Raw genomic sequence first — 23754 nt, forward strand, 5'->3', positions numbered from 1 at the left:
CTGCATGTGATGATTAAGCAATACCTGCAAGTAACTAAACCAGGAATTATTTTCGGCAATTTAATTTCTGTCGTTGGGGGATTTCTCCTCGCTTCCAAAGGCGTGATTGATTACCCCCTTTTTCTCGCCACCCTGTTCGGTGTCTCGCTAGTTGTTGCCTCCGGGTGTGTATTTAACAACTATATCGACCGTGATATCGACCGCATCATGGAGAGAACGAAGAATCGTGTCCTGGTAAAAGGACTTATCGATCCGAAAGTGAGCCTGATTTATGCTTCAGTACTGGGTATTGCTGGCATGCTGCTGCTCTATGTCGCTGCTAACCCATTAGCCATGTGGCTGGCTGTGATTGGTTTTGTGATTTATGTCGGGGTTTATAGCCTCTACATGAAACGTAAATCAGTTTACGGCACATTGATTGGCAGCTTGTCAGGTGCCGCGCCTCCGGTGATTGGTTACTGCGCCGTTACCGGGCAATTTGATATGGGTGCGTTGATCTTGCTGTTGATCTTCAGCCTGTGGCAAATGCCGCATTCTTATGCCATCGCGATTTTCCGCTTTAAGGATTATCAAGCTGCCAACATTCCAGTTCTGCCGGTTATAAAAGGAATATCGGTCACCAAAAACCATATTACCCTTTATATTTTGGCCTTTATGGTCGCAACCTTGATGCTGACCCTAAGTGGCTATGCCGGTTACAAATATCTGGTAGTGGCTGCGGCGGTGAGTGTGTGGTGGTTGGGCATGGCATTGCGCGGTTATAAGGCAACCAATGACAGCGTATGGGCGAGAAAACTCTTTGTATTCTCTATCATTGCCATTACGTCATTGAGCGTCATGATGTCGGTTGATTTCAATGTACCTTCCTCGGCCGGGTTACTGACTTACGTCGGGTAACTTCAACCATATTGATATAAAAATGGCTGTTTCTAACAGCCATTTTTTATTTCTACCCTACCCTGCTGTCATCTAAAAACTCGCCTGTAATACATTCTAAACATCAATAGATTTACCGGCCCCTATTAACATCATTACAATGGCGCATGATGTTTTCTTGAGGTAGTAATGAACGACAATAAAATGACCCCGCTGGAGCTTAGAGCGACTTGGGGGCTGGGCACGGTATTCTCTTTGCGCATGCTCGGCATGTTTATGGTTTTGCCCGTCCTCACCACCTATGGCATGGCGCTTTCTGGTGCCAGCGAAGCACTGATTGGCATCGCCATCGGTATTTATGGATTGGCTCAAGCTATTTTCCAGATCCCATTTGGGCTGGTTTCTGACCGTATTGGTCGTAAACCGATGATTGTCGGCGGCCTGCTGATATTTGCTCTGGGCAGTATTATTGCTGCGCTGAGTGATTCTATCTGGGGCATCATTCTGGGCCGTGCGCTACAAGGTTCTGGGGCGATTGCCGCTGCTGTCATGGCATTGTTATCAGATTTGACCCGTGAGCAAAACCGAACCAAAGCAATGGCATTTATCGGTGTCAGTTTCGGTATTACCTTTGCAATCGCAATGGTGGTCGGCCCAATCGTCACACATGCTTTTGGTTTACAAGCCCTGTTTTGGGGAATAGCAATACTGGCGCTATTGGGTATTGTCATCACATTGGCGGTGGTACCAGATGCTGATAGTCATGTGCTGAACCGCGAATCCAGTATCGTCAAAGGCAGCGTGAGCAAAGTGCTCAATAACAGCCGACTGCTCAAACTCAATTTTGGCATCATGTGCTTGCACATCTTATTGATGTCGAGCTTTGTTGCCTTGCCGCAAATTATGGCAAGTGCAGGATTAGCGCCTGCCCAGCATTGGATTGTCTATCTGGTGACCATGTTGGTTTCTTTCGCCGCTGTCGTGCCGTTTATTATTTATGCTGAAGTTAAACGCCGCATGAAGCAGGTTTTTATGGGCTGTGTCGCGGTGCTATTTGCTGCTGAAGTGGTGCTGTGGTCAGCCGGGCAACAGTTGTGGGTCATTATTGCCGGCGTGCAGTTATTCTTTATTGCTTTCAATGTGATGGAAGCTATCTTACCGTCATTGATCAGTAAAGAATCCCCTGCGGGCTATAAAGGTACTGCCATGGGGATTTACTCCACCAGCCAGTTTATTGGTGTGGCTATCGGCGGCAGTTTAGGCGGCTGGATATTTGGCATGGAAGGGGCAAGTATGGTGTTTGCCGCCGGGGCAGTTATCGCGCTGGTGTGGTTTGGTGTGAGTGCAACGATGCAAGAACCACCTTATGTCAGTAGCCTGCGAATTACCTTGTCAGAATTGGCCGTAAAAGACTCCGCATTGGAAGAGCGAATCAAAGCGCAACCCGGAGTTACTGAAGCGGTAGTGGTGAGAGCAGAACGCAGCGCTTACGTCAAAGTGGATACCAAAAAAACTAATCGCAATCAGCTTGAAGAGTTAGTTAACGCGATATAAACAAAAGCAGGTACAAAAGTGATGACCACCTTTGTACCTGACTTAGCTCAATATCAGTCGCGGAAGTTATTGAACTGGAATGGCTGGCCCAGATCAGCACCACGGATCAATGCCATCACACCCTGCAAATCATCACGTGCTTTGCCGGTTACCCGAACTTGTTCGCCCTGAATCTGTGCCTGCACTTTGAGTTTGCTGTCTTTAATCAGCTTAACCAACTTCTTCGCCTGCACACTTTCAATGCCTTGTTTCAACTTGGCTTCTACACTGTAGGTTTTGCCACTGCGATCCATTTCTTCTGGGATCTCCAGTGCCGCGCCTTCAATGCCGCGCTTGCTCAGTTGAGCACGCAAAATATCCAGCAGTTGCTCAACCTGAAAATCAGATTCACTGGCAACTTTGATACTTTCGTTCTTTTCATTTAACTCAAAACTCGCTGGAACATTACGGAAATCCCAACGGTTTGCTAAATCACGAGTGGCGTTTTCCACTGCGTTACGCACTTCCTGCATATCAATTTCAGATACGATGTCGAAAGATGGCATATTCCCTCCTCCTGATAAGATGAATGGCGAGCATAATAACCGCTTTATCCCAACAGACAAAGCCAAGCTGCTGACAATTAATCAACTTACACCCTGTTCTTAGCAAAGCCAATGTGCAGCTAACTCTGCGTTTAATGACCAAAAAGTCTATAATCAAAGCATAACACTTAGAAAGAAACAGTGAATTTCCGCCCACACCAAGGAGGCCTCAATGAAAATTACTGTGCTTGGTTGCGGAGCTCTCGGGCAGCTATGGTTATCCGCGTTATACCAGCAAGGTCACGATGTACAAGGCTGGCTTCGCGTGCCACAGCCCTTTTGTTCAGTCAATGTCATTACGTTAAGTGGCGAGGCATTTAATCAGAATCTCTCCACGAATGATCCAGAGCATTTGTCCAAAAGTGAATTATTATTGGTTTGCTTAAAAGCATGGCAAGTTTCCAGCGCAATCAATGCCTTACTGCCCAAGCTTAACCCCGAATGTAAGATTTTACTGCTGCACAATGGGATGGGCACACAGGAAGAATTACCACGAGATGACCATGTCTTCCTCCACGGAGTCACCACTCATGCGGCACGTCACGATGGCAACACAATTGTCCATGTCGCCAGTGGTATTACCCACATTGGCCCAATGTCCCCCATTGATACCGACATCAGCCATCTGGCAGATATCTTGCATCAAGCCTTACCGGACGTGGCTTGGCACAATGACATCTCAGCGGCATGCTGGCAGAAATTGGCGGTAAACTGTGTCATTAACCCACTGACTGGCCTGTATAACTGCCGCAATGGTGATTTACAGCGCTATCCAGAGCTGATTACAATTTTATGTGCTGAAGTCGCCAGCGTGATGGAGATGGAGGGCTACCATACCTCCACTGAAAGTCTGCTCAGTTACGTGAATAATGTTATCCAGAGTACCGCTGATAATGTTTCATCATTACTACAGGATTTGCGCCGCCAACGGCACACTGAGATAGATTACATTACTGGTTATTTACTGCGGCGCGCGCGGAATCACGGCATGACCTTGCCGGAGAATGCCCGGCTGTATGACTTAATTAAACGTAAGGAAAATGAGTATGAGCGTATCGGCGCTGGTTTGCCTGGCTCCTGGTAGTGAAGAAACCGAGGCCGTTACCACCATTGATATTCTGGTGCGCGCAGGTATTAGTGTCACGACGGCCAGTGTCGCCGGTGACGGAGCATTGGAAATCACGTGCTCACGCGGCGTCCGTTTACTGGCCGATGCCCGCTTGGTGGATGTAGCAGATCAAAAATTTGATGTGGTAGTGCTGCCCGGCGGGATTAAGGGGGCAGAATGTTTGCGTGACAGCCCATTGTTAGTCGCCACCGTCGAGCAAGCACATAAAGAGGGCCGGCTGGTCGCTGCAATTTGCGCCGCGCCCGCCTTAGTGCTTGAGCACCACAAATTGTTTCCGGTTGGCAATATGACCGGTTTCCCGGCATTAAAAGATAAAATCGACCCGACAAAATGGATGGATCAGCGCGTTGTTTATGACCGGCGAGTCAATCTGGTGACCAGCCAAGGGCCAGGAACATCCATTGATTTTGCGTTGAAGATTGTTTTTTTGCTGCTCGGGCGTGAAAAAGCGGAAGAGATTGCCTGGCAGCTAGTGTTACCACCAGGAATTTATAACTATCGTGAATAACTAATACCCAATAGAAAAGAGAACCGCCCTTTATCTGGAGAATTATTGCACTCGGCTGAATCGCCAGCGCCCGCAGTTGACCGACGCTTTTGTGAAAAAGGTGCTTCGTAAGAAACTCTATTTACGGATGAAAAATACGGCATCGATAAAAGAGATTATCGCGATTAGAAGCTGATGAGATGCGGGTTAAATGGCTAACAGGCACTGCGCAAGCCCTGAGTGGCAAAGCGCAGTAGCCGTTAACCTATCACCATTAAGGGCGGTACACCTTCACATTGGTATACCCCTGCTCACGCAAATAAAGCGCCTGCAAACGGCTCATCACACCGCGATCGCAATATAACAGATAGGTTTTACTTTGATCCAAATCGGCAAATTGTGAACTCAGCTTATAGAATGGTAACGCATGTATCTCAATGCCATCCAACTTGAGTGGTTTTTCATCTTGCTCATCTGGCGCGCGGATATCCAACAACACATCGCTATCCGCCAGTTCTGCAACGGTTTCAACTTCAACCACTTGCTCACGACTTTGCTCGGCGATTTCACGGATGTCGACATTTTTAGCTTCACTGACCACCCGGTCCAGAATAGAGAAATCAAAGTGAGATTCCTCTTCTTCAATTTTGGCTTTCACCGCTTTTACTGTTGGGCTTTTTGAAATCACGCCGCAATATTCTGGCATGGTTTTAGCGAAATCTTCAGTGCCGATTTCCCGCGCCAAATTGATGATGTGCTCTTTGTCATGTGAGATAAGTGGGCGCAAGATCAGGGTGTCAGACGCATTATCAATCAAGCGCAAGTTGGTCAGTGTCTGGCTAGACACCTGCCCCAGCGCCTCCCCTGTCACCAACGCCTGAACACCATAACGTTCGGCAACCTGAGATGCAGCACGCACCATCATGCGTTTTAACACCACGCCCATCTGACCATCTTCGACTTTTTCGAGAATTTCACCCACCACCGGCTCAAAATCGATAGCAACAAAACGCACCCGATGGGAGCTACCAAAACGATTCCACAAATAGTGAGCAACTTGCTTTACCCCAATCTCATGGGCTGAGCCACCAAGATTGAAGAAGCAATAATGCACCCGGCAACCACGGCGCATCAGCATATAGCTGGATACACCCGAGTCAAAACCACCGGAAATCAGGGATAAAACATCTTCCTGTGTACCAATCGGGAAGCCGCCCAACCCTTCATGGCGCGCTTTGATCAGGGTCAGTTTGTCTTGATCAATTTCTAAATGCACTGTTACCTGAGGATGGGTCAGTTTAACTTTGGCACTTTCTATATGTTGATTCAGACCGCCACCGACATACCGCTCAACATCACCAGACGAAAATTCATGCTTACCACGGCGTTTCACCCGGACACAGAAAGTTTTCCCAATCAAAGTTTCGCGGTAGGCTTCCAGCGTCTGCTCAAAGATATTGTGCATATCGGTGTAGCTGCGGTCTTCCACTTCGAGAATATGGTGGATACCCGGAACGCGGGTTAGAGCATCACAAATCTGTGGGCCGAGATTGTCATCTTTAGTGCGCAGTTCAATATGATCCCAATGACGGACCACCGCGAGGGTATCGTCCTCAAGGTTTTTCAATACGTTGCGGATATTGGTTGTGAGGATCTTAATGAAGCGCAATCGCACAGATTGACTCTTGATGGTGATTTCTGGGAACAATTTAATGATAAACTTCATGGCGGTCTTTAGTTGTCTGGTTATGGAGTGATGGCGTCGCTATTGATAGCAACAGTCAAAGGCGTTAGCGAAAACATGCAAGCCGTGGAGTATATCACTATATGATGCGCGGCTGCGTACTAAAAACCAGACTTAAACGTCACGATTTCCCCTTCATTATCCGCTAGAATAGCCGGTAATAAACTTTTGACCTGAAGAGTTGCTTTCAGCAAGCAAGAAGACGTTTCGCGCCATCCAAGGTTACGTTTCATAAAAATACCGAGTCGAATAAAACTATGCCGAAAAAAGCTGCATCACCTGAAACCAAAGTCGCCAGTTTTGAGACATCGCTCAGTGAACTGGAACAGATCGTTACTCGTCTCGAGTCCGGTGAACTCCCGCTGGAAGAGGCGTTAAATGAGTTTGAACGTGGCGTACAATTAGCGCGTCTTGGTCAGCAAACTCTGCTGCAAGCCGAACAACGTGTTCAGGTTCTCCTAAGTGACGAAGTGGATGCGCCATTAGTCCCTTTCACTCCGGATGCTGAGTAGCCTTATGTCTAATACCCACTCCTCCGCTGATTTTAATCAGCAGCTTGCCGCACATCAGCTGCGGGTCAATCAAGCTCTATTAGATTTCATCGCGCCACTCCCTTTTGGTAAGAGTGACTTGGTAGAAGCCATGCGCTATGGTGCCGTGCTGGGCGGCAAGCGGCTGCGCCCTTATTTGGTCTACGCCACGGGGCAAATGTTTGGCCTGTCGCTGACCAATCTGGATGCCCCTGCGGCTGCAATAGAGTGTATCCATGCCTATTCTTTGATTCATGATGATTTGCCTGCAATGGATGACGACGATTTGCGTCGTGGCCAGCCCACTTGTCATGTGAAGTTTGGTGAAGCAAATGCGATTTTGGCCGGTGACGCGTTGCAAACCTTGGCTTTTTCTATCCTGGCAGAAGCCCCAATGCCCGATGTGGCAGATAAAGACAGGCTGTCGATGATTGCAGAATTAGCCCATGCCAGCGGAGTGGCGGGCATGTGTGGCGGCCAAGCATTGGATCTGGAAGCCGAAGCGCGCCAGATAACACTTGATGAGCTCGAAAAAATCCACCGCCATAAAACGGGGGCACTAATCCGCGCAGCCGTTCGTCTTGGCGCGTTGGCAGCCGGAGCCCCTGGGCGCGAAGCATTACCATTGCTTGACCGTTATGCCAATGCAATCGGCCTGGCCTTTCAGGTACAGGACGATATTTTAGACGTTATCGGTGATACCGCTACAATTGGTAAACGTCAGGGGGCCGACCAACAACACGGAAAAAGTACTTATCCGGCACTTTTGGGGTTAGATTGCGCCAAAACTAAAGCCATGGATTTGTATCAGGAAGCCATTAGCGCCCTGAATGCGCTGTCGGAGCAATCCTATAACATAGCGCCGCTACAGGCGTTAGCCTGTTTCATTATTGAGCGTGATAACTAGAAATAGACTGGCAGCCCGTGAATGCCTACTTAACCTTTTGATATGAGCATCGAATGAGTCTTGATATAGCCAAATACCCGACATTGGCACTGGCGGAAAACCCTGAAGAACTGCGCATGTTGCCAAAAGATAGTCTGCCGAAGTTATGTGATGAACTACGGCAGTATTTGCTTGCCTCCGTCAGCCGCTCCAGTGGGCACTTTGCTTCTGGATTGGGCGTGGTCGAGCTCACTGTCGCGTTGCATTACGTCTACAACACCCCGTTTGACCATCTGGTGTGGGACGTAGGCCATCAGGCTTATCCGCACAAAATATTGACGGGCCGCCGCGAGCAAATAGGTACCATTCGCCAGAAAGATGGCTTACACCCTTTCCCATGGCGTGGCGAAAGTGAATATGACGTGCTTTCTGTCGGTCATTCCTCAACGTCCATCAGTGCAGGTTTGGGCATGGCCGTGGCAGCTGAGCATGAAGGTAAAGGGCGGCGTACCGTGTGCGTGATTGGTGACGGTGCCATTACTGCGGGCATGGCTTTTGAAGCTATGAATCATGCGGGCGATATTCACTCAGACATGTTGGTTATCCTTAACGACAACGAAATGTCCATTTCAGAAAACGTAGGTGGCCTGAATAATCATTTGGCCCAGTTATTATCTGGCAAACTCTACGCCAGCCTGCGTGAAGGCGGTAAAAAAGCATTTTCGGGCTTACCGCCGATTAAGGATTTACTCAAGCGCACTGAAGAGCACCTGAAAGGCATGGTGGTGCCAAGCACCTTATTTGAAGAATTAGGCTTTAATTACATCGGCCCGGTAGATGGTCATGACGTGCAGGCGTTGACACAAACATTGAAAAACATGCGCAGCCTGAAAGGCCCGCAACTGTTGCATATCATGACCAAAAAAGGCAAAGGTTATGCTCCGGCTGAAAAAGATCCCATCGGCTGGCATGCAGTACCGAAGTTTGATCCGGCCTCCGGTACCTTGCCGAAAAGTCAGGGCGGTTTACCCACTTATTCTAAAATCTTTGGTGAATGGTTATGTGAAACCGCCGCTAAAGACAGTCAGTTAATGGCCGTGACACCCGCAATGCGTGAAGGCTCGGGGATGGTGCGCTTCTCGCGTGAATATCCGCAGCAGTATTTTGATGTCGCGATTGCTGAGCAACATGCGGTGACTTTTGCCGCCGGTCTGGCTATTGGTGGCTACAAACCTATAGTTGCCATCTATTCAACTTTCCTGCAACGGGCTTATGACCAGTTAATCCATGATGTGGCTATCCAAAATCTGCCAGTATTGTTTGCCATTGACCGAGGCGGTTTAGTCGGTGCAGATGGGCAAACCCATCAGGGCGCATTTGATCTCTCATTCATGCGTTGCATTCCAAACATGGTCATCATGACCCCAAGTGATGAAAACGAGTGCCGTCAAATGCTGCACACCGGTTATCACCACAACGGGCCTGCGGCAGTACGTTACCCGCGCGGCAACGGTACCGGTGCAGTGCTAGAACCATTAGCGATAATGCCGATAGGGAAAGGGATTGTGCGCCGCGAAGGTGAAAAAGTGGCGATTCTGTGCTTTGGGACACTACTCGCTCAAGCACAAATTGTGGCCGACAACCTGAATGCTACCCTGGTAGATATGCGCTTCGTTAAGCCGCTGGATAAAGAATTAGTATTAGAAATGGCGGCCAGCCACGAAATATTGGTTACTGTGGAAGAAAACGCCATTATGGGCGGCGCTGGCAGCGGTGTGAATGAGCTACTGATGGCAAAACGCCAATTAGTGCCTGTATTGAACCTTGGTTTACCAGACCACTTTGTGCCACAAGGTGAGCAGGATGAGATGCGCGCTGAATTTGGTTTAGATGCCGCCGGTATACAGCGCCAAATTGAAGCCTGGCTGGAGTAATAACTCTGTTTAAGGCATAACCTTGTGGTTATGCCTTTATTCTATTCAGCACCGCCAATTCTCCGGCAATTTGGAAGATTAACGGTATCAATAGAACAGATCGATTGGCCAATAGTGGCCAATGACAAAAATAATCGCGGCAGCCACTACACCGGCGATAATGTCATCCACCATTATTCCCATACCACCGTGAACATTGCGATCAAACCAGCGGATTGGCCAAGGCTTCCAGATATCAAAGATACGAAACGCCACAAAACCGGCGGCTACCCATTGCCAATCATTGACGGGCAAGGCCATCAAGGTAATCCACATGCCAACAAATTCATCCCAAACGATACTTCCATGGTCATGAACTTGCATATCTTTCGCGGTGCGATGACAGATATAGACACCAATACAGATGCTAAACATCACGACCAGAGAATAAAGTTGCCAAGGTAACTGAATCAGTAACAGCCAGAAAGGAATGGCAGCAATAGACCCCATGGTGCCCGGAGCCCACGGCGATAATCCACTGCCAAAACCCGTTGCCAACAAGTGCCACGGATTAGATAACCGCAGACGACGTTTGGCTTCATCCATGCGATTTACCTGCTGAAAAATGATCAAAACCATGCAAATTCATCTCAACCGCCTTAGCTTCACGGAAGAATTTCATCCCTTCCGACTGCGGGCCAATCTGACCAATACACGTGTAACCCGCCCCCGTATTGCTCAATGCGACTTTCAGTGCGCCACGGTTTATTTCCGGCACGGTAAAGCATAATTCATAGTCTTCACCCCCGCTCAATGCCCAGCGCAAAGCTTGATCTGCATCTACCTGATTTTTTAAAGCATCAGAATATGGTAATGCATCCAGCTCAATACGCGCGCCACAATGACTGGCTTTCAGAATATGTTGTAGGTCAGAAATCAGGCCATCCGAGATATCAATGGCGGAGCTTGCCAGATCGCGCAATGCCTGCCCCTGCAAGACGCGAGGCTGTGGCCGCAAATGGCGGTGAATTAATGCTGCTCGATCCAGTTCATCATCAACCCGCAACTCATTTTGCAAGATTGCCAGACCAGCAGCGCTGTCACCCAATGTACCGGTAACATAAATCCAGTCGCCAATCCTAGCTCCCGCACGCGTCAATGCCCGCCCTTCCGGAACTAAACCTTGGATGGTCAGTGTCAAGCTCAGCGGCCCGCGCGTGGTGTCACCACCAATCAGTTGCATACCGTAATAATTGAGCTGATCAAACAAGCTGTCGCTGAATGATTGTAGCCAGTCCTCATTGACGTTAGGTAGGGTCAGAGCAAGAGATAACCAGGCAGGATCGGCCCCCATCGCAGCTAAATCGCTAAGGTTTACCGCTAAAGATTTATATCCGAGATCGGCCGGATCGATATCCGGAAGGAAATGAACACCAGACACCAGTGTATCTGTACTGATGGCCAACAGCTGTTTCTCTGCCACTGTAAGAAGTGCGCAGTCGTCTCCAATACCCAGTTCTACATCCCGGCGATTACTTCTGAACCGGTCAAAGTAGCGGGCAATGAGGTCAAATTCGCCACATGCCATAATACAATTCCAGAAATGTGATTAAGGCCGATAGCCGGCCTTAATACAAATAACTTCAGATGATACTCTGCATAATTCGAGTTGCCTGGAGGCAGCCAACCCGAAGCCCCTGAGCATAGATAACTATGCAACTGAGGTGAACGGCGACTGCCAACATACATGCAACTTGAAGTATGACGAGTATAAATTATTTTTTCTTACGTATCATCGGAGCGACTTTATCCAGCACCCCGTTGACGAACTTATGGCTATCAGCAGCGCCAAACGTTTTGGCAAGTTCGATCGCTTCATTGATAGCCACTTTATAAGGGACATCATCACGTTTGCTCAGTTCAAACAGCGCAATACGCAGAACCGCTCTTTCAACCTGACCTAATTCTTCGAGCTGGCGGGAAAGAACAGGCGCCATTAGCGCATCCAGAGATGCGGCGTTAACGGCAACCCCAGACAGCAATTCGCGAAAATAGGCGATGTCTACATCTTTGACATCCTGCTCCGACAGGAACTGTAATTCAACATCAGCGATGTCGTTTTTAGACAACTGCCAAGAGTAGAGCGCTTGAACAGCGCACTCACGAGCGCGGCGACGAGCAGCAGGTTTCACGGAATTCCCCTTAACTTAACTAAATTCAGCCTTTAATAGCTTTGATTACATTAATCATTTCAAGCGCGGTCAGGGCAGCTTCTGCACCTTTATTACCGGCTTTAGTACCGGCACGCTCAATTGCCTGCTCAATACTTTCTGTGGTCAGCACACCGAAAGCGACTGGGATATCACTGTTCATGGCGACACTTGATAGACCAGAACTTGCTTCACCAGCAACATACTCAAAGTGTGCGGTACCCCCACGGATAACCGTACCCAGCGCAATTACCGCGTCGTAACGATTTGTTTTTGCTAGCACATTAGCAACCAGCGGCAATTCATAGGCACCCGGAACCCAAACAACAGTAATGTTGTCATCAGAAACCTGGCCAATGCGCTTCAGGGCATCAATTGCACCTTCCAGCAGGCTGTCGTTGATAAAGTTGTTAAAACGCGCGATTGCAATCGCCACACGGGCATTAGGAGTAGCAACAACACCTTCGATAACGTTCATAGCTTTCCTCAATATGGGTTCATACCCCGCAGGGGGCCGGATTCTATCATATTCTTTCACGCCCCGCCCCTGCGCATTTGTAAAACGCTGGCAAGACGATAATTAGCAGAGGGAGCCTCTGCTGGATAATTTAAGTTAATACTTCGGTTTTAAGCGCAGACGCAGATCCGGCCCCACCCGACGGACATCCGTGAAGTCAAACTCTGGGGCATCATTTAGGTGTGTTAACCCAGCCAACTGACATAATCCACGAGCATCACTGCCTAACAATTTCGGCGCGATATAAAGAATGAGTTCGTCAACCACACCCGCCTGCAACAAAGCCCCCGCGAATTGTGGCCCGGCTTCAACCCAAACAGAATTAATTTGCCGCTTGCCCAGTTGCATCATCAATAAGACCAAATCCACACCGTTACCATGGCGCGGTAGCAGCAATTGCTCGACATTGTCTGGCCATGACTGCTCATCTGACTCCACTCGAGCCAGCCAGCACGGGCCATCTTGCTGTGTCACTTTATGCTCCGGCGTCACACGGTTATGGCTATCGACGATAATTCGAACCGGCTGGCGCAGCGTTTCTCGAGGATAAAGAGCTTGAGTCTCAGCATCTAATTCCTGCCAGCGCACGGTAAGCGAAGGGTCATCGGCCAATACTGTGGCACTGGTACTGAGGATAGCAGAGCTTTCGGCACGAAAACGCTGCACATCTTGGCGCGCCTGGGGCGAGGTTATCCATTGACTTTCGCCGGAAGCCATCGCCGTGCGGCCATCCAAAGATGCTGCCATTTTCAGTTGTAAATAAGGAAAACCAGTGCGCATCCGTTTCAGAAAACCAAGGTTAACGGCTTCGGCCTCCGCCAGCATCAGGCCGTGATCAACGGCAATTCCTGCTTGCTTTAGCTTATATAACCCACGCCCGGCAACCTGAGGATTGGGGTCCTGCATCGCGGCCACCACACGCTTGACTCCAGCCGCCAGCAAAGCATCAGCACAGGGCGGCGTACGCCCATGGTGACTGCAAGGTTCCAGAGTGACATAAGCAGTCGCCCCACGCGCTTTTTCACCCGCCATACGCAAAGCATGCACCTCAGCATGAGGCTCTCCAGCACGCAAGTGATAGCCCTCACCAACAATCTCATCGTCACGAACCAGAACACACCCGACATTAGGGTTAGGTGGCGTAGTAAAACGCCCCAGCCGCGCTAATTCAAAGGCTCGGGCCATATAAAACTCATCGGGCTGCATGGCTTTCCTTACTTTTATTCGGTGACAATTAGCACAGTGCTAACGGCGTAGCGACTTGACTCATTAATCTTGCAAGCGGGCAATTTCTTCGCCAAATTCGCGAATATCTTCAAAACTACGATACACCGAGGCAAAGCGGATATACGCCACTTTATCCAAGCGTTTCAATGCTTCCATGACCAAATTGCCTACCATTTTGGTGGGCACTTCACGTTCACCTGTGGCGCGTAATTGAGATTTGATATGGCTGATGGCAGTTTCAACATCATCTGAGCTAACAGGCCGTTTTTCGAGAGCCTTAAGCATGCCACGGCGTAATTTTTCTTCATTGAAGGGCTCGCGCACATCGTCACTTTTAATAACACGCGGTAAGACCAACTCAGCCACTTCGAAAGTGGTGAAACGTTCATTACAATCTAAACACTGGCGGCGACGGCGCACTTGCGAACCATCGCTCACCAGACGGGAATCAATAACTTTGGTATCCACAGCAGCACAAAACGGGCAATGCATAGCGCTTCCTGATTGGTGAGCTTAAACTTAGCCATAGTTTACCGCGAACTGCCGCGACAACAAAGGCCGGATCAGTCTGTGTTGCGTATCAGAGCGCTATTTGACGATTCAGATAGGGTTGGCGCGGCTGCCAGCTCCCCAGACCACCAAGATTTAATCGCACCCTTACGATATTTCCATGCCTCTCCCCAGCTTACATCGTGGCTATCCAGGTAAAAATCCTTTTGGTATACCAAGCCTGACATCGCATCTGTCAGTTGCTTGCTCATCTCACTTTTTTCCAACTTGGGTTTGCACTTTATAAAGAGATAGACGATACCGATACAACAGATTCCAATAGCAAGTACCGAGGCCAAAGCCGCACCGCCAATACCGGCAACCAGAACCCCCACAGAAAGCACCGCAGCTAGAGGAGCAACAACCTTAACTCTGGTTAAGAATTTATTAAAATTGATTGATTTTGATTGTTGCTTAAGATCAACACATTCCGATGCCACTGAATAGCAAAAAGCAAAAGTCACTTTTTTGGCCATATCTATCGATAGCAGGCGATTTGATATTAAATAATCTAATGTTCCAGCCTGTTTTTCTATTCGGTTAAGTCCCTCGTTAATTATTCGGTATTTATAATTATTTAAAGCAGTTTTTTCATAGTTTTGATTGTTTAAATTTCTATTGAGTATCTCTCTTAACTTTCTTATTGTATCTATGGGTTTATCATTTTCCCCACCCAAATAAGTCTTGGTAGTTACATCGCCAATGATGTTCCCCCATTTAACATTTAACCACCGCTTAGCCGAAATAAACATCCCCTGCGGTTCGGCGTACATGGAGGGATGAATATCAAAAGCAAGAGCCTGGTCGAAATAGTACTCTTGCAATTCTTTAAGGGAGGTACCTTTAGCCGGTAATGCAGGAAAGTCATTTAATTGAGTATTAACATACTTTAGATGCTTTCCAATAAAATCCATTAAGTTACTTAAATGCGTTATTTTATCTATTATCGACTCTTCTGTATCTTGACTTAAAGCCACATGCACATTATCACCATTTAATAATGGCTGTAATTGCATATATGCACCAAGACGAGACACTTTCAAATACTCAGCTATCTTTTCACTAAATGATCCATTCGACTTGTGCTTCTTTAGCAGCTCAGTCAGCATTAACGCTATCTTTTCGTTCCTTTCAGGAAAACGTCTAATGATAACATTTCCATTATTCTCCAGTTCAATTGATGCTGTACTCTTAGGTGTTAAGTTTCCCAAATCAACTTTGATTTTTTTATAATGCTCCGGTTGTAACAGAGATTTATTGTTATCTAAACTATTTACATATTCATTTAGTACTTTCTGAAGCAACAGTCCATCAGCACAATTTACCTCACTGCCTTTAAGATAAAAATCCCCTGGGTAACCACTCATTTTCCCAAACAGATCTTCGATTTCTTTATTTTTAAAGAAATCAACTAATAAGTTAAAGCGTGAACTTTGCAATGACTGGCTAGTACTATTTTTTATTCTATTAACTTCTTGGCAAAAACGCTCTATTGTGTCGATACTCCCTGCTAGAGTAATACCTTTCTTACCGTTATAAGCATTAACAACTTTCTCATTATACAGATTGATCAGTTTTTCAATCTTAGGCTCCGAAGCTAGAAAAGGATTATCAGGAGCTTCACTAGGTCTTACTGAAACTTGCTTTTGATTCGGTGTAGTGTGGGTTATTAATTCATCTGACGTCAAAGATATGGGTCCAGCTGTAGCAACTATTATCTGTGAGTTTAAATAATGAATATTATCTTCAGTAGAAGATTTATTATTATTTTCGTTTATAAATTGATACTCTTTACTGATTAGTTGATAGAAAAAATTATTTTTTTTCTGAGTTCCTATGACATCCCTAACATCGTCACACTTAGCAAAATCAGTTATTATATTTTTAAGATTACTACTAAAATTAGATTTTATACGCCCATAGACTTTATTCAGTTCCTGGCAAAAATCCTCTATGGTGAAAATTTCACCACTCACTTCAATATATTTTTTTCCTTCATATTTTTCGATGACGTTAGTTCGGTACAACTCCAGCAATTTTTCAACCTCTGTGGGTATCTCATCAAATGGGTTACTTGATTCATTAACTGAACCCATCCCAGTGAGGGTCTTATCACCTCGAGCTATTGGGTAGAAACGATCGTGAATTTCTTTTATTTCATATTTCTCATTAAGCTTTGAATCTTTTTCCTGCCGAATCAACTCAATAAAAACTGCGCATTCACTCTTACTTTTATTTTCCTTAAGATAATTATTTATATTATTTACAAGGTCATTTAAAGAGGTGTTATTCTTAACACAATCAAAAAGCTTCGGATATTTTTCTTTCAATTTCAATATGCTATTAACTGTTTTTATCTTTATTTCATGAAATGTATCATCGTAACTCTGTTGTTCTGATTCCGAATTAACATAACCAACATAATAATCATTATCTGAATTAATTGATTCCGTTTTCATTTAACCCCCTTACAATAAAAAATGAAGTATTGGCTTCAAAAAAAATAACGATAGCGCCTGATTAACATCATAACTATCAAATCAAAGACCATTTTATAAAATAGTGTTATTTGATCTGTTATTTTCATTATGAGTATATTTTTTATAAATATAATTAAAAATACAATCACTAGGGGTGATAACTTATCTCAGTATCTGGGGAAAATTTAAAAATCGAGATAAGGTAATGCGAACCTTGTTGCTGCGGGAGAGTGGCAGGGAAAATGACAAATGTACCGGCAAAAAAAGCCCTGATGCCACAATCGCGGTATCAGGGCTTCGATTAGATTAAGCTATCACGGCAGAATTGAAGGCTGATCAGCACCTTCTTTTTCCACTTTCTGCTGCAACATATGCTCACGTTTCATACCCAATTTCAACGCCAGCGCGGACGCAACGTAGATGGATGAAACAGTACCGATGGAAACACCAATCAGCATCGTCAGTGAGAAGCCTTGCAGCATCGCACCACCGAAGATAAACAGCATCAATACCACCATCAGCGTAGTTGCAGAGGTCATGATAGTACGGCTTAAAGTCTGGGTCAGAGACACGTTCATGATTTCGTAAGGTGTACCGCGGCGGATCTTGCGGAAGTTTTCACGAATACGGTCTGATACCACGATACTGTCGTTAAGTGAGTAACCGATAACCGACATCAATGACGCGATGATGGTCAGGTCAATCTCAATATGGAATAACGACAAGATCCCCATGGTAATAACCACGTCATGCGCCAAAGCGATTACCGCCCCCAGCGCCAGACGCCATTCAAAACGGAAACCGACATAAACCAGAATACATAACAACGCAACTATCAACGCCATGCCGCCAGCCTGGGCTAAATCACTGCCCACACTTGGCCCGACGAATTCGATACGTTTTACTGATGCATTCTTATCAACTGACTCATTGATAACGGATATGACTTTGTTACCCAATTCCTGCCCTGCAGTTCCGGCGGCAGGTGGCATACGTACCATCACATCACGGGTGCTACCAAAGTTTTGCAAAATGGGTGATTCAAAGCCCGCCGCTTCCAATGTGTCACGCAGTTGGTCCAAATCCGCAGGTTTTTCTAGGGAAATTTCAATCACCGTACCACCGGTGAAATCCAGACCCCAGTTAAACCCTTTAGTGGACATCACCACAATGGATGCCACTAACAACAGCAGTGAAACGCCGAAAGCAACATAATCCCAGCGCATAAAGTCATAGACTCTACGGCCATAGTTCAGTTGTTCAACAGTATAATCCTGTGCCACAACGTACTCCTCAAATAGACAGCTTGTTAATGCGCTTGCCGCCGTAAAGCAGGTTGACGATGGCACGAGTACCGACTATAGCGGTGAACATTGACGTTACAACACCAATTGCCGTTGTAATAGCAAAGCCTTTAATCGAACCAGTACCCACAGCGTAAAGAATAATGGCTGTGATAAGCGTCGTTACGTTCGCATCGACGATACTTGAAAAGGCACCTTTGTACCCTTCATGAATCGCTTGCTGGATCGTCCGCCCGTTCCTGTATTCTTCTTTTATTCGCTCGTTAATCAGTACGTTAGCATCAACTGCTACTGCCAATGTCAATACGATCCCGGCAATACCCGGCATAGTTAATGTCGCCCCCGGTAACAGAGACATCACGCCGACAATCAACACCAAGTTAGCCAATAGTGCAGTACTGGCAATCACACCAAACTTACGGTAGTAAATCACCATAAACAGGATAGAAACTGCCAAGCCCCACAAACAAGCTTCCAGACCTTGGGTAATGTTCTGCGAACCCAAAGTTGGGCCGATAGTGCGCTCTTCTACAATCTGGATTGGAGCAATCAACGCACCCGCACGCAGTAGCAGAGAAAGCTGACGAGCTTCGGCTGGGTTATCAATGCCAGTAATGCGGAAACTGTTACCTAAGCGAGATTGGATGGTCGCCACGTTGATAACTTCTTCCTGCTTAACCAGAACTGCCCGACCATTTGCATCTTTTTTACCGCTGTCTTTGTATTCTACAAACAAAGTCGCCATCGGCTTGCCGATATTGTCTTTGGTAAAATTAGACATCACAGAGCCACCAGCGCTGTCGAGCGAAATATTAACCTGAGCCTGGTTATATTCGTCGGTGCTAGAGGTTGAATCGGTAATATGGTCACCGGTCAGGATGACGCGCTTGTACAAGACAACCGGACGGCCTTCACGGGTATTTTTGACTTCCGAATCGCCTGGCACACGACCAGAGGCAGCCACAGAAGCATCAACATTGCTGTTTACCAGACGGAATTCCAGAGTTGCAGTCGCGCCAAGAATCTCTTTGGCTCGGGCTGTATCCTGAATACCGGGTAACTCAACAACAATACGATCTGAACCCTGGCGCTGAACCAACGGTTCGGCTACACCTAACTGGTTAACCCGGTTACGCAGAATAGTAATGTTTTGTTGAACAGCATATTCGCGCGCTTCCCGCAGACGGTCATCGGTCATCACAGCTTTTAACGTATTGCTGCCATTGGAGCCAATCACCAGATCACGGTGGCGAGAAGAAAGGTAGCTGATAGCGTCATCGCGCGTTTTATCGTCGCGGAAACGCACTTCAACACCATAATTGTCCAGTTTACGCACAGTCGCATACGGGATATTTTTCTCACGCAAATCACTGCGCAGGGTATCCATCGTTTGCTCTTGTAGCTTGCCAAGCGCCGTGTCCATATCCACTTCCATCAAGAAGTGAACACCACCACGCAGGTCAAGACCAAGCTTCATCGGCTCTGCACCCAATTTTGCAAGCCACGAAGGCGTTGCTGGAGCCAGATTCAGCGCGATTACGTATTTGTCCCCCATCGCCGCCATCAGTGCTTCACGAGCACGCAGCTGGACGTCAGGATCTCTAAAGCGAGCCAGAATTGCACCATTTTCCAGCGCAATAGACTTGCTCGCTATATTGTCTTTTTCTAAAACATCACGGACTTGAACCAGCGTTGTTTCACTGGCGGCGATTCCTCGCGCACCAGTGATTTGAACAGCCGGATCCTCTCCATAAAGGTTGGGAAGTGCATATAGCAGACCGACGAAGATCACAACGATCAGCATCAGATACTTCCACAAAGGATAACGGTTTAACACGGCAATTCCCTTCGGGAAAATCGAAAATTACAGAGCCTTCATTGTACCTTTCGGTAAAACGGCAGCAACGAAGTCACGTTTGATCATCACTTCAGTGGTGTCGTTCAGCGCGATTACGATATAACCTGTTTCCGCAACTTTAGTGACACGACCAAGCAAACCACCGGTGGTCAACACTTCATCACCTTTACCAATAGAATCCATCAGTTTTTTGTGTTCTTTGGCACGTTTTTGCTGTGGACGCAGGATCATGAAGTAAAAAATCAGACCAAATACCACCAGCATAATCACCAGGGAGTACGGGCTGCTCTGAGCTGGAGCCCCAGCGGATGCGACAGCATCAGAAATGAAAAGACTCATTAAAATTCCCTCATTGTTATCAAAATCAGTAGTGTGAAATCAGTGCGATAAAACAGAAACGCTAAATCGTAACTGTTAGATCTACAAATACAAAGGTAATAATTTTAAAATCAAACGCTTAATTGTGGAGATAGTGGCGGAACAGGTTTCCCTATGCGGCCATAGAAATCTTCAACGAAGCTCTCTAATTTACCCTCTTCAATAGCCTGACGTAAACCCGCCATTAAGCGTTGGTAGTAACGCAGGTTATGGATGGTATTGAGTCGCGCCCCCAGTATTTCGTTGCAACGGTCGAGATGATGCAAGTAGGCGCGGCTATAATTGCGACAAGTGTAGCAATCACAATGCTCGTCCAGCGTTGCAGTATCACTCTTATGCTTGGCATTACGGATTTTTACGACCCCGTCAGTGACAAACAAATGACCATTACGGGCATTGCGCGTTGGCATAACACAGTCAAACATGTCGATACCACGACGTACACCTTCGACCAAATCCTCAGGTTTCCCCACGCCCATCAAATAACGTGGTTTATCCGCTGGGATCTGCGGGCAAACATGTTCCAGAATGCGATGCATATCCTCTTTTGGCTCACCTACCGCCAAGCCGCCCACAGCGTAACCATCAAAACCGATATCTACCAGCCCTTTTACGGACACATCACGTAAATCTTCGTAAACACCGCCTTGAATAATACCGAACAGTGCATTTTTATTGTTCAGCTCATCAAAGCGTTGGCGGCTACGCGCAGCCCAGCGTAATGACATTTCCATCGAACGCTTAGCATAATCCCAGTCTGCGGGGTATGGCGTGCATTCGTCGAAAATCATCACGATATCGGAGCCGAGATCATACTGAATTTCCATCGATTTTTCTGGGCTGAGAAACACTTTATCGCCGTTGATCGGGTTTTGGAACGTCACCCCTTCTTCTTTGATTTTGCGCATCGCCCCCAAGCTAAATACCTGGAAGCCGCCGGAGTCAGTCAGGATTGGGCCGTGCCATTGCATAAAATCATGCAAGTCACCGTGTAACTTCATGATTTCCTGGCCCGGACGCAACCACAGGTGGAAAGTGTTCCCTAGCAAGATTTGCGCACCGGTTTCTTTGACTTCTTCCGGTGTCATCCCTTTTACTGTGCCGTAAGTGCCAACTGGCATGAATGCCGGGGTCTCTACTACGCCGCGTTCAAATACCAGACGACCACGGCGGGCGCGCCCGTCAGTTTTTTGTAATTCGTACTTCACATAACCTCCAGCATCAGAGAAACAGTCTGATGTGTGATCAAAAGGAGCGCATCATAACAACTGTCTAACCCGCTACACAAGCCAGCCAGCTTAAGTAGCACTTATCGTTGCGTTGAAATAGCAAGAGATACATTGAAAAATGCTACCACGCTCTTGATGTCAGACTCCCTGAATAATTCGCATTAGTTGAGAAATTAAGGACGCGGTTTCCTGTTGCCGCTGTGTGCAACGTGTTTGAGATCCATCACAGCAGTTATAAATACTGGCGGCAGCCAAAGAATCCTGAGACCACGCGAGTGGCATTACTGATGCCTAATCAGGTCTGGTGCGGTGATGTCATTTATATCTGGGCAGGAAAACGCTAAATTCGCGGCTATTTTTTGTTGGCTACTACAGGCAAACCGGTATTTACTCAGGATAAGTTTAGAGAGAGGCGGTTGTCGAACGGGCTAAAAAATGGCAGGCCAATGAATTCTGATATCATTGCTTACTCTTCAAGGTAGTTGTCCCCCATCTCATTCAATGTATCTGTAATTAGAGCCACCTCGCTGCATTGTTTTTCTTTTTCGCCCGTTTTGTTGAGTTTCGAATTACAAAATTGATTCAATTTCCCAACCCAATAAGCTTTAAGTATTGCTGAATCTACCAATTTAATGCATGCAACGTATTCCTTTTTAGAATAACTGCGGATACAGGCAGCTTCAGATACTCGCGATATCGCATGTACTGGTTTGGTTTCATTTGGTGGATGAGAAATAGAAAATACTGAACTTGAAATAAACAGGGTCGCTAAGACTAACTTCATGTTATCACCTTGTAATTTGCTTGATACGCACATGTTAATACTAGCAGACAAAATCGTATTTCATAAGAATTGATAGACCGATGTGAGAATGTAAAAGATATACAAATCAGACAGAGAAAATTCGCGATGGGTGAGCGCCTTATCGATAATCTGCGCGGTGAGCATTTGAGTAAATTCAGTAGCATTGTCACATTGATGGCGCACGGCACCGAAAGCGCTGATAACCAAAACAGAATATTTTTGTAAGTTAATGTATTAAATTAAAAATATAGCATTCAATAAATCAGGCAATAGCAACCCAGACATAATCTGATGATGTTGCTATTGCCTGATAACACAACAGGTTTGACTTAAAATTTACGGGTTGACCAACTCTTGCGGTGCCTGTGGATTACGGCTGATAAACATCGCATCGCCATAACTGAAAAAGCGATATTGCTCCGCAACCGCTTGCTGGTATGCATTCATGGTATTTTTATAACCAGCAAAAGCAGAAACCAACATTATCAATGTTGATTCAGGCAAATGGAAATTGGTTATTAATGCATCCACAACCTGATAGTGATAACCCGGATAAATAAAGATACGTGTATCACCAAAGAAAGGAGCAATCAGGCCGTTATCAGTGGCCTTAGCCGCACTTTCCAATGAACGTACTGATGTCGTGCCCACAGCAACAACGCGGTTGCCACGGGCCTTACAGGCCAATACAGCATCAACCACCTCTTGAGGCACTTCTGCATACTCAGAATGCATGATGTGGTCTTCAATGGTGTCGACCCGCACGGGCTGGAATGTTCCGGCGCCAACATGCAAAGTAACAAAAGCCATTTCAATGCCTTTTTCCCGCAATGCAGCCAACATCGGTTCATCAAAATGCAACCCGGCTGTGGGCGCTGCTACTGCTCCTGGGCGCTGACTGTATACCGTTTGATACAGTTCGCGATCAGCATCCTCATCAGGACGATCAATATAAGGAGGCAAAGGCATATGACCGACAGCATTTAAGATGGTAAAAACATCCCGCTCGTCGTCAAAGCGCAACTCAAACAGCGTGTCATGGCGAGCCAGCATGGTGGCCTGAATGCTCTCATCGTCACCTAGCAGCAATTCAGCACCTGGTTTAGGTGCTTTTGATGCTTTGACATGAGCCAGAACACGGTGGTCATCCAAAACGCGCTCCACTAATACTTCAAGTTTGCCGCCACTGGCTTTACGACCAAATAAACGCGCCGGAATAACCCGCGTGTTATTGAACACCAACAGATCGCCGGGCACCAATTTATCCAGTAAATCAGTGAAAATACCGTGAGTTAGCGCTCCCGTTGGGCCATCTAGTGACAATAAACGGCAACCGCTACGCTGAGGCTGTGGGTAATGGGCAATGAGAGATTCTGGGAGCTCAAAAGAAAAATCGGCAACACGCATGGCTTTCCACTTCATATTAGAACAAAGCCGGCCAACAGAGATAAAAGGCCGGTTCACAAAAACAGGCGGCTAGTCTAGAACCCTCAA

23 protein-coding genes are annotated in these 23754 nt (G+C 46.8%); 7 read left to right on the forward strand and 16 right to left on the reverse strand.

Annotated elements, in window-relative coordinates; translation table 11 throughout:
- Window positions 1-9: 9 nt before the first annotated feature.
- Both cyoE and F0T03_RS16065 read left to right on the forward strand, forming a co-directional pair.
- On the forward strand, window positions 10-897 hold the full coding sequence (cyoE, locus tag F0T03_RS16060; RefSeq protein WP_025377411.1) for a heme o synthase: 888 nt from the start codon (window positions 10-12) through the stop codon (window positions 895-897).
- A 168-nt stretch (window positions 898-1065) separates the two neighbouring features.
- Window positions 1066-2430, forward strand: coding sequence for an MFS transporter (locus tag F0T03_RS16065; protein WP_159679445.1), 1365 nt, complete (start codon window positions 1066-1068; stop codon window positions 2428-2430).
- Between the two features lie 53 nt (window positions 2431-2483).
- Here F0T03_RS16065 and F0T03_RS16070 read toward each other — a convergent pair whose 3' ends face one another.
- Entirely contained in the window at window positions 2484-2975 is a 492-nt protein-coding gene (locus F0T03_RS16070; protein ID WP_049607972.1) for a YajQ family cyclic di-GMP-binding protein, read from the reverse strand.
- A gap of 211 nt (window positions 2976-3186) precedes the next feature.
- Between F0T03_RS16070 and panE the strand changes: the two genes are divergently transcribed.
- Both panE and yajL read left to right on the forward strand, forming a co-directional pair.
- Window positions 3187-4098 (forward strand): 2-dehydropantoate 2-reductase, encoded by a 912-nt coding sequence (panE, locus tag F0T03_RS16075; protein ID WP_145555736.1) that lies wholly within the window; start codon window positions 3187-3189, stop codon window positions 4096-4098.
- Window positions 4061-4651, forward strand: a complete 591-nt coding sequence (gene yajL / locus F0T03_RS16080; RefSeq protein WP_159679447.1) for a protein deglycase YajL — start codon at window positions 4061-4063, stop codon at window positions 4649-4651. Before panE ends, yajL begins: the two co-directional genes overlap by 38 nt.
- A 253-nt stretch (window positions 4652-4904) precedes the next feature.
- Here yajL and thiI read toward each other — a convergent pair whose 3' ends face one another.
- Together thiI and F0T03_RS21805 are read right to left on the reverse strand one after the other, a co-directional pair.
- Window positions 4905-6356: a tRNA uracil 4-sulfurtransferase ThiI gene (gene thiI / locus F0T03_RS16085; protein WP_145555734.1), complete on the reverse strand. Its 1452-nt coding sequence runs from the start codon at window positions 6354-6356 to the stop codon at window positions 4905-4907.
- Window positions 6357-6475: 119 nt separating this feature from the next.
- Window positions 6476-6607: a hypothetical protein gene (locus F0T03_RS21805; RefSeq protein ID WP_281347272.1), complete on the reverse strand. Its 132-nt coding sequence runs from the start codon at window positions 6605-6607 to the stop codon at window positions 6476-6478.
- 24 nt (window positions 6608-6631) lie between these two features.
- On the opposite strand from F0T03_RS21805, the gene xseB reads away from it, so the two are divergent.
- From xseB to dxs, 3 genes are read left to right on the forward strand one after another with little or no spacing between them, the layout of a single operon-like run.
- Window positions 6632-6886: an exodeoxyribonuclease VII small subunit gene (gene xseB, locus F0T03_RS16090; protein WP_145555733.1), complete on the forward strand. Its 255-nt coding sequence runs from the start codon at window positions 6632-6634 to the stop codon at window positions 6884-6886.
- 4 nt (window positions 6887-6890) lie between these two features.
- Window positions 6891-7811 carry a (2E,6E)-farnesyl diphosphate synthase gene (gene ispA / locus F0T03_RS16095; protein ID WP_159679449.1) on the forward strand — a complete coding sequence of 307 codons (921 nt, stop codon included), beginning with the start codon at window positions 6891-6893 and terminating at the stop codon, window positions 7809-7811.
- A 53-nt stretch (window positions 7812-7864) separates the two neighbouring features.
- Window positions 7865-9724: a 1-deoxy-D-xylulose-5-phosphate synthase gene (gene dxs, locus F0T03_RS16100; RefSeq protein WP_145555731.1), complete on the forward strand. Its 1860-nt coding sequence runs from the start codon at window positions 7865-7867 to the stop codon at window positions 9722-9724.
- Between the two features lie 87 nt (window positions 9725-9811).
- Here the strand turns inward: dxs and pgpA are convergent, their stop codons facing one another.
- The 13 genes from pgpA to queA form a co-directional block, all read right to left on the reverse strand.
- Complete coding sequence (gene pgpA, locus F0T03_RS16105; protein WP_145555730.1) at window positions 9812-10309, reverse strand: phosphatidylglycerophosphatase A; 498 nt, start codon at window positions 10307-10309, stop codon at window positions 9812-9814.
- Complete coding sequence (thiL, locus tag F0T03_RS16110; RefSeq protein WP_159679451.1) at window positions 10302-11291, reverse strand: thiamine-phosphate kinase; 990 nt, start codon at window positions 11289-11291, stop codon at window positions 10302-10304. Before thiL ends, pgpA begins: the two co-directional genes overlap by 8 nt.
- 187 nt (window positions 11292-11478) lie before the next feature.
- On the reverse strand, window positions 11479-11895 hold the full coding sequence (gene nusB / locus F0T03_RS16115) for a transcription antitermination factor NusB (protein ID WP_145555728.1): 417 nt from the start codon (window positions 11893-11895) through the stop codon (window positions 11479-11481).
- Window positions 11896-11920: 25 nt separating this feature from the next.
- On the reverse strand, window positions 11921-12391 hold the full coding sequence (ribH, locus tag F0T03_RS16120) for a 6,7-dimethyl-8-ribityllumazine synthase (protein ID WP_050108978.1): 471 nt from the start codon (window positions 12389-12391) through the stop codon (window positions 11921-11923).
- Between the two features lie 135 nt (window positions 12392-12526).
- Entirely contained in the window at window positions 12527-13636 is a 1110-nt protein-coding gene (ribD, locus tag F0T03_RS16125) for a bifunctional diaminohydroxyphosphoribosylaminopyrimidine deaminase/5-amino-6-(5-phosphoribosylamino)uracil reductase RibD (protein ID WP_159679453.1), read from the reverse strand.
- A 63-nt stretch (window positions 13637-13699) separates the two neighbouring features.
- On the reverse strand, window positions 13700-14149 hold the full coding sequence (nrdR, locus tag F0T03_RS16130) for a transcriptional regulator NrdR (protein WP_004716459.1): 450 nt from the start codon (window positions 14147-14149) through the stop codon (window positions 13700-13702).
- A 71-nt stretch (window positions 14150-14220) separates the two neighbouring features.
- On the reverse strand, window positions 14221-15894 hold the full coding sequence (locus tag F0T03_RS16135) for an MFS transporter permease (RefSeq protein ID WP_159680940.1): 1674 nt from the start codon (window positions 15892-15894) through the stop codon (window positions 14221-14223).
- A gap of 1106 nt (window positions 15895-17000) precedes the next feature.
- Window positions 17001-17969 carry a protein translocase subunit SecF gene (gene secF, locus F0T03_RS16140; RefSeq protein WP_145557384.1) on the reverse strand — a complete coding sequence of 323 codons (969 nt, stop codon included), beginning with the start codon at window positions 17967-17969 and terminating at the stop codon, window positions 17001-17003.
- Between the two features lie 10 nt (window positions 17970-17979).
- Window positions 17980-19827, reverse strand: a complete 1848-nt coding sequence (gene secD / locus F0T03_RS16145) for a protein translocase subunit SecD (RefSeq protein WP_145557382.1) — start codon at window positions 19825-19827, stop codon at window positions 17980-17982.
- Window positions 19828-19854: 27 nt separating this feature from the next.
- On the reverse strand, window positions 19855-20187 hold the full coding sequence (gene yajC / locus F0T03_RS16150; RefSeq protein WP_005166605.1) for a preprotein translocase subunit YajC: 333 nt from the start codon (window positions 20185-20187) through the stop codon (window positions 19855-19857).
- Between the two features lie 110 nt (window positions 20188-20297).
- Entirely contained in the window at window positions 20298-21434 is a 1137-nt protein-coding gene (gene tgt, locus F0T03_RS16155) for a tRNA guanosine(34) transglycosylase Tgt (protein WP_145557380.1), read from the reverse strand.
- 487 nt (window positions 21435-21921) lie between these two features.
- Window positions 21922-22239 (reverse strand): hypothetical protein, encoded by a 318-nt coding sequence (locus F0T03_RS16160; protein ID WP_159679455.1) that lies wholly within the window; start codon window positions 22237-22239, stop codon window positions 21922-21924.
- A gap of 357 nt (window positions 22240-22596) precedes the next feature.
- Window positions 22597-23667: a tRNA preQ1(34) S-adenosylmethionine ribosyltransferase-isomerase QueA gene (gene queA / locus F0T03_RS16165; RefSeq protein ID WP_159680942.1), complete on the reverse strand. Its 1071-nt coding sequence runs from the start codon at window positions 23665-23667 to the stop codon at window positions 22597-22599.
- Between the last annotated feature and the right edge of the window lie 87 nt (window positions 23668-23754).

The sequence above is a fragment of the Yersinia canariae genome (assembly GCF_009831415.1).
GTDB lineage: Bacteria > Pseudomonadota > Gammaproteobacteria > Enterobacterales > Enterobacteriaceae > Yersinia > Yersinia canariae.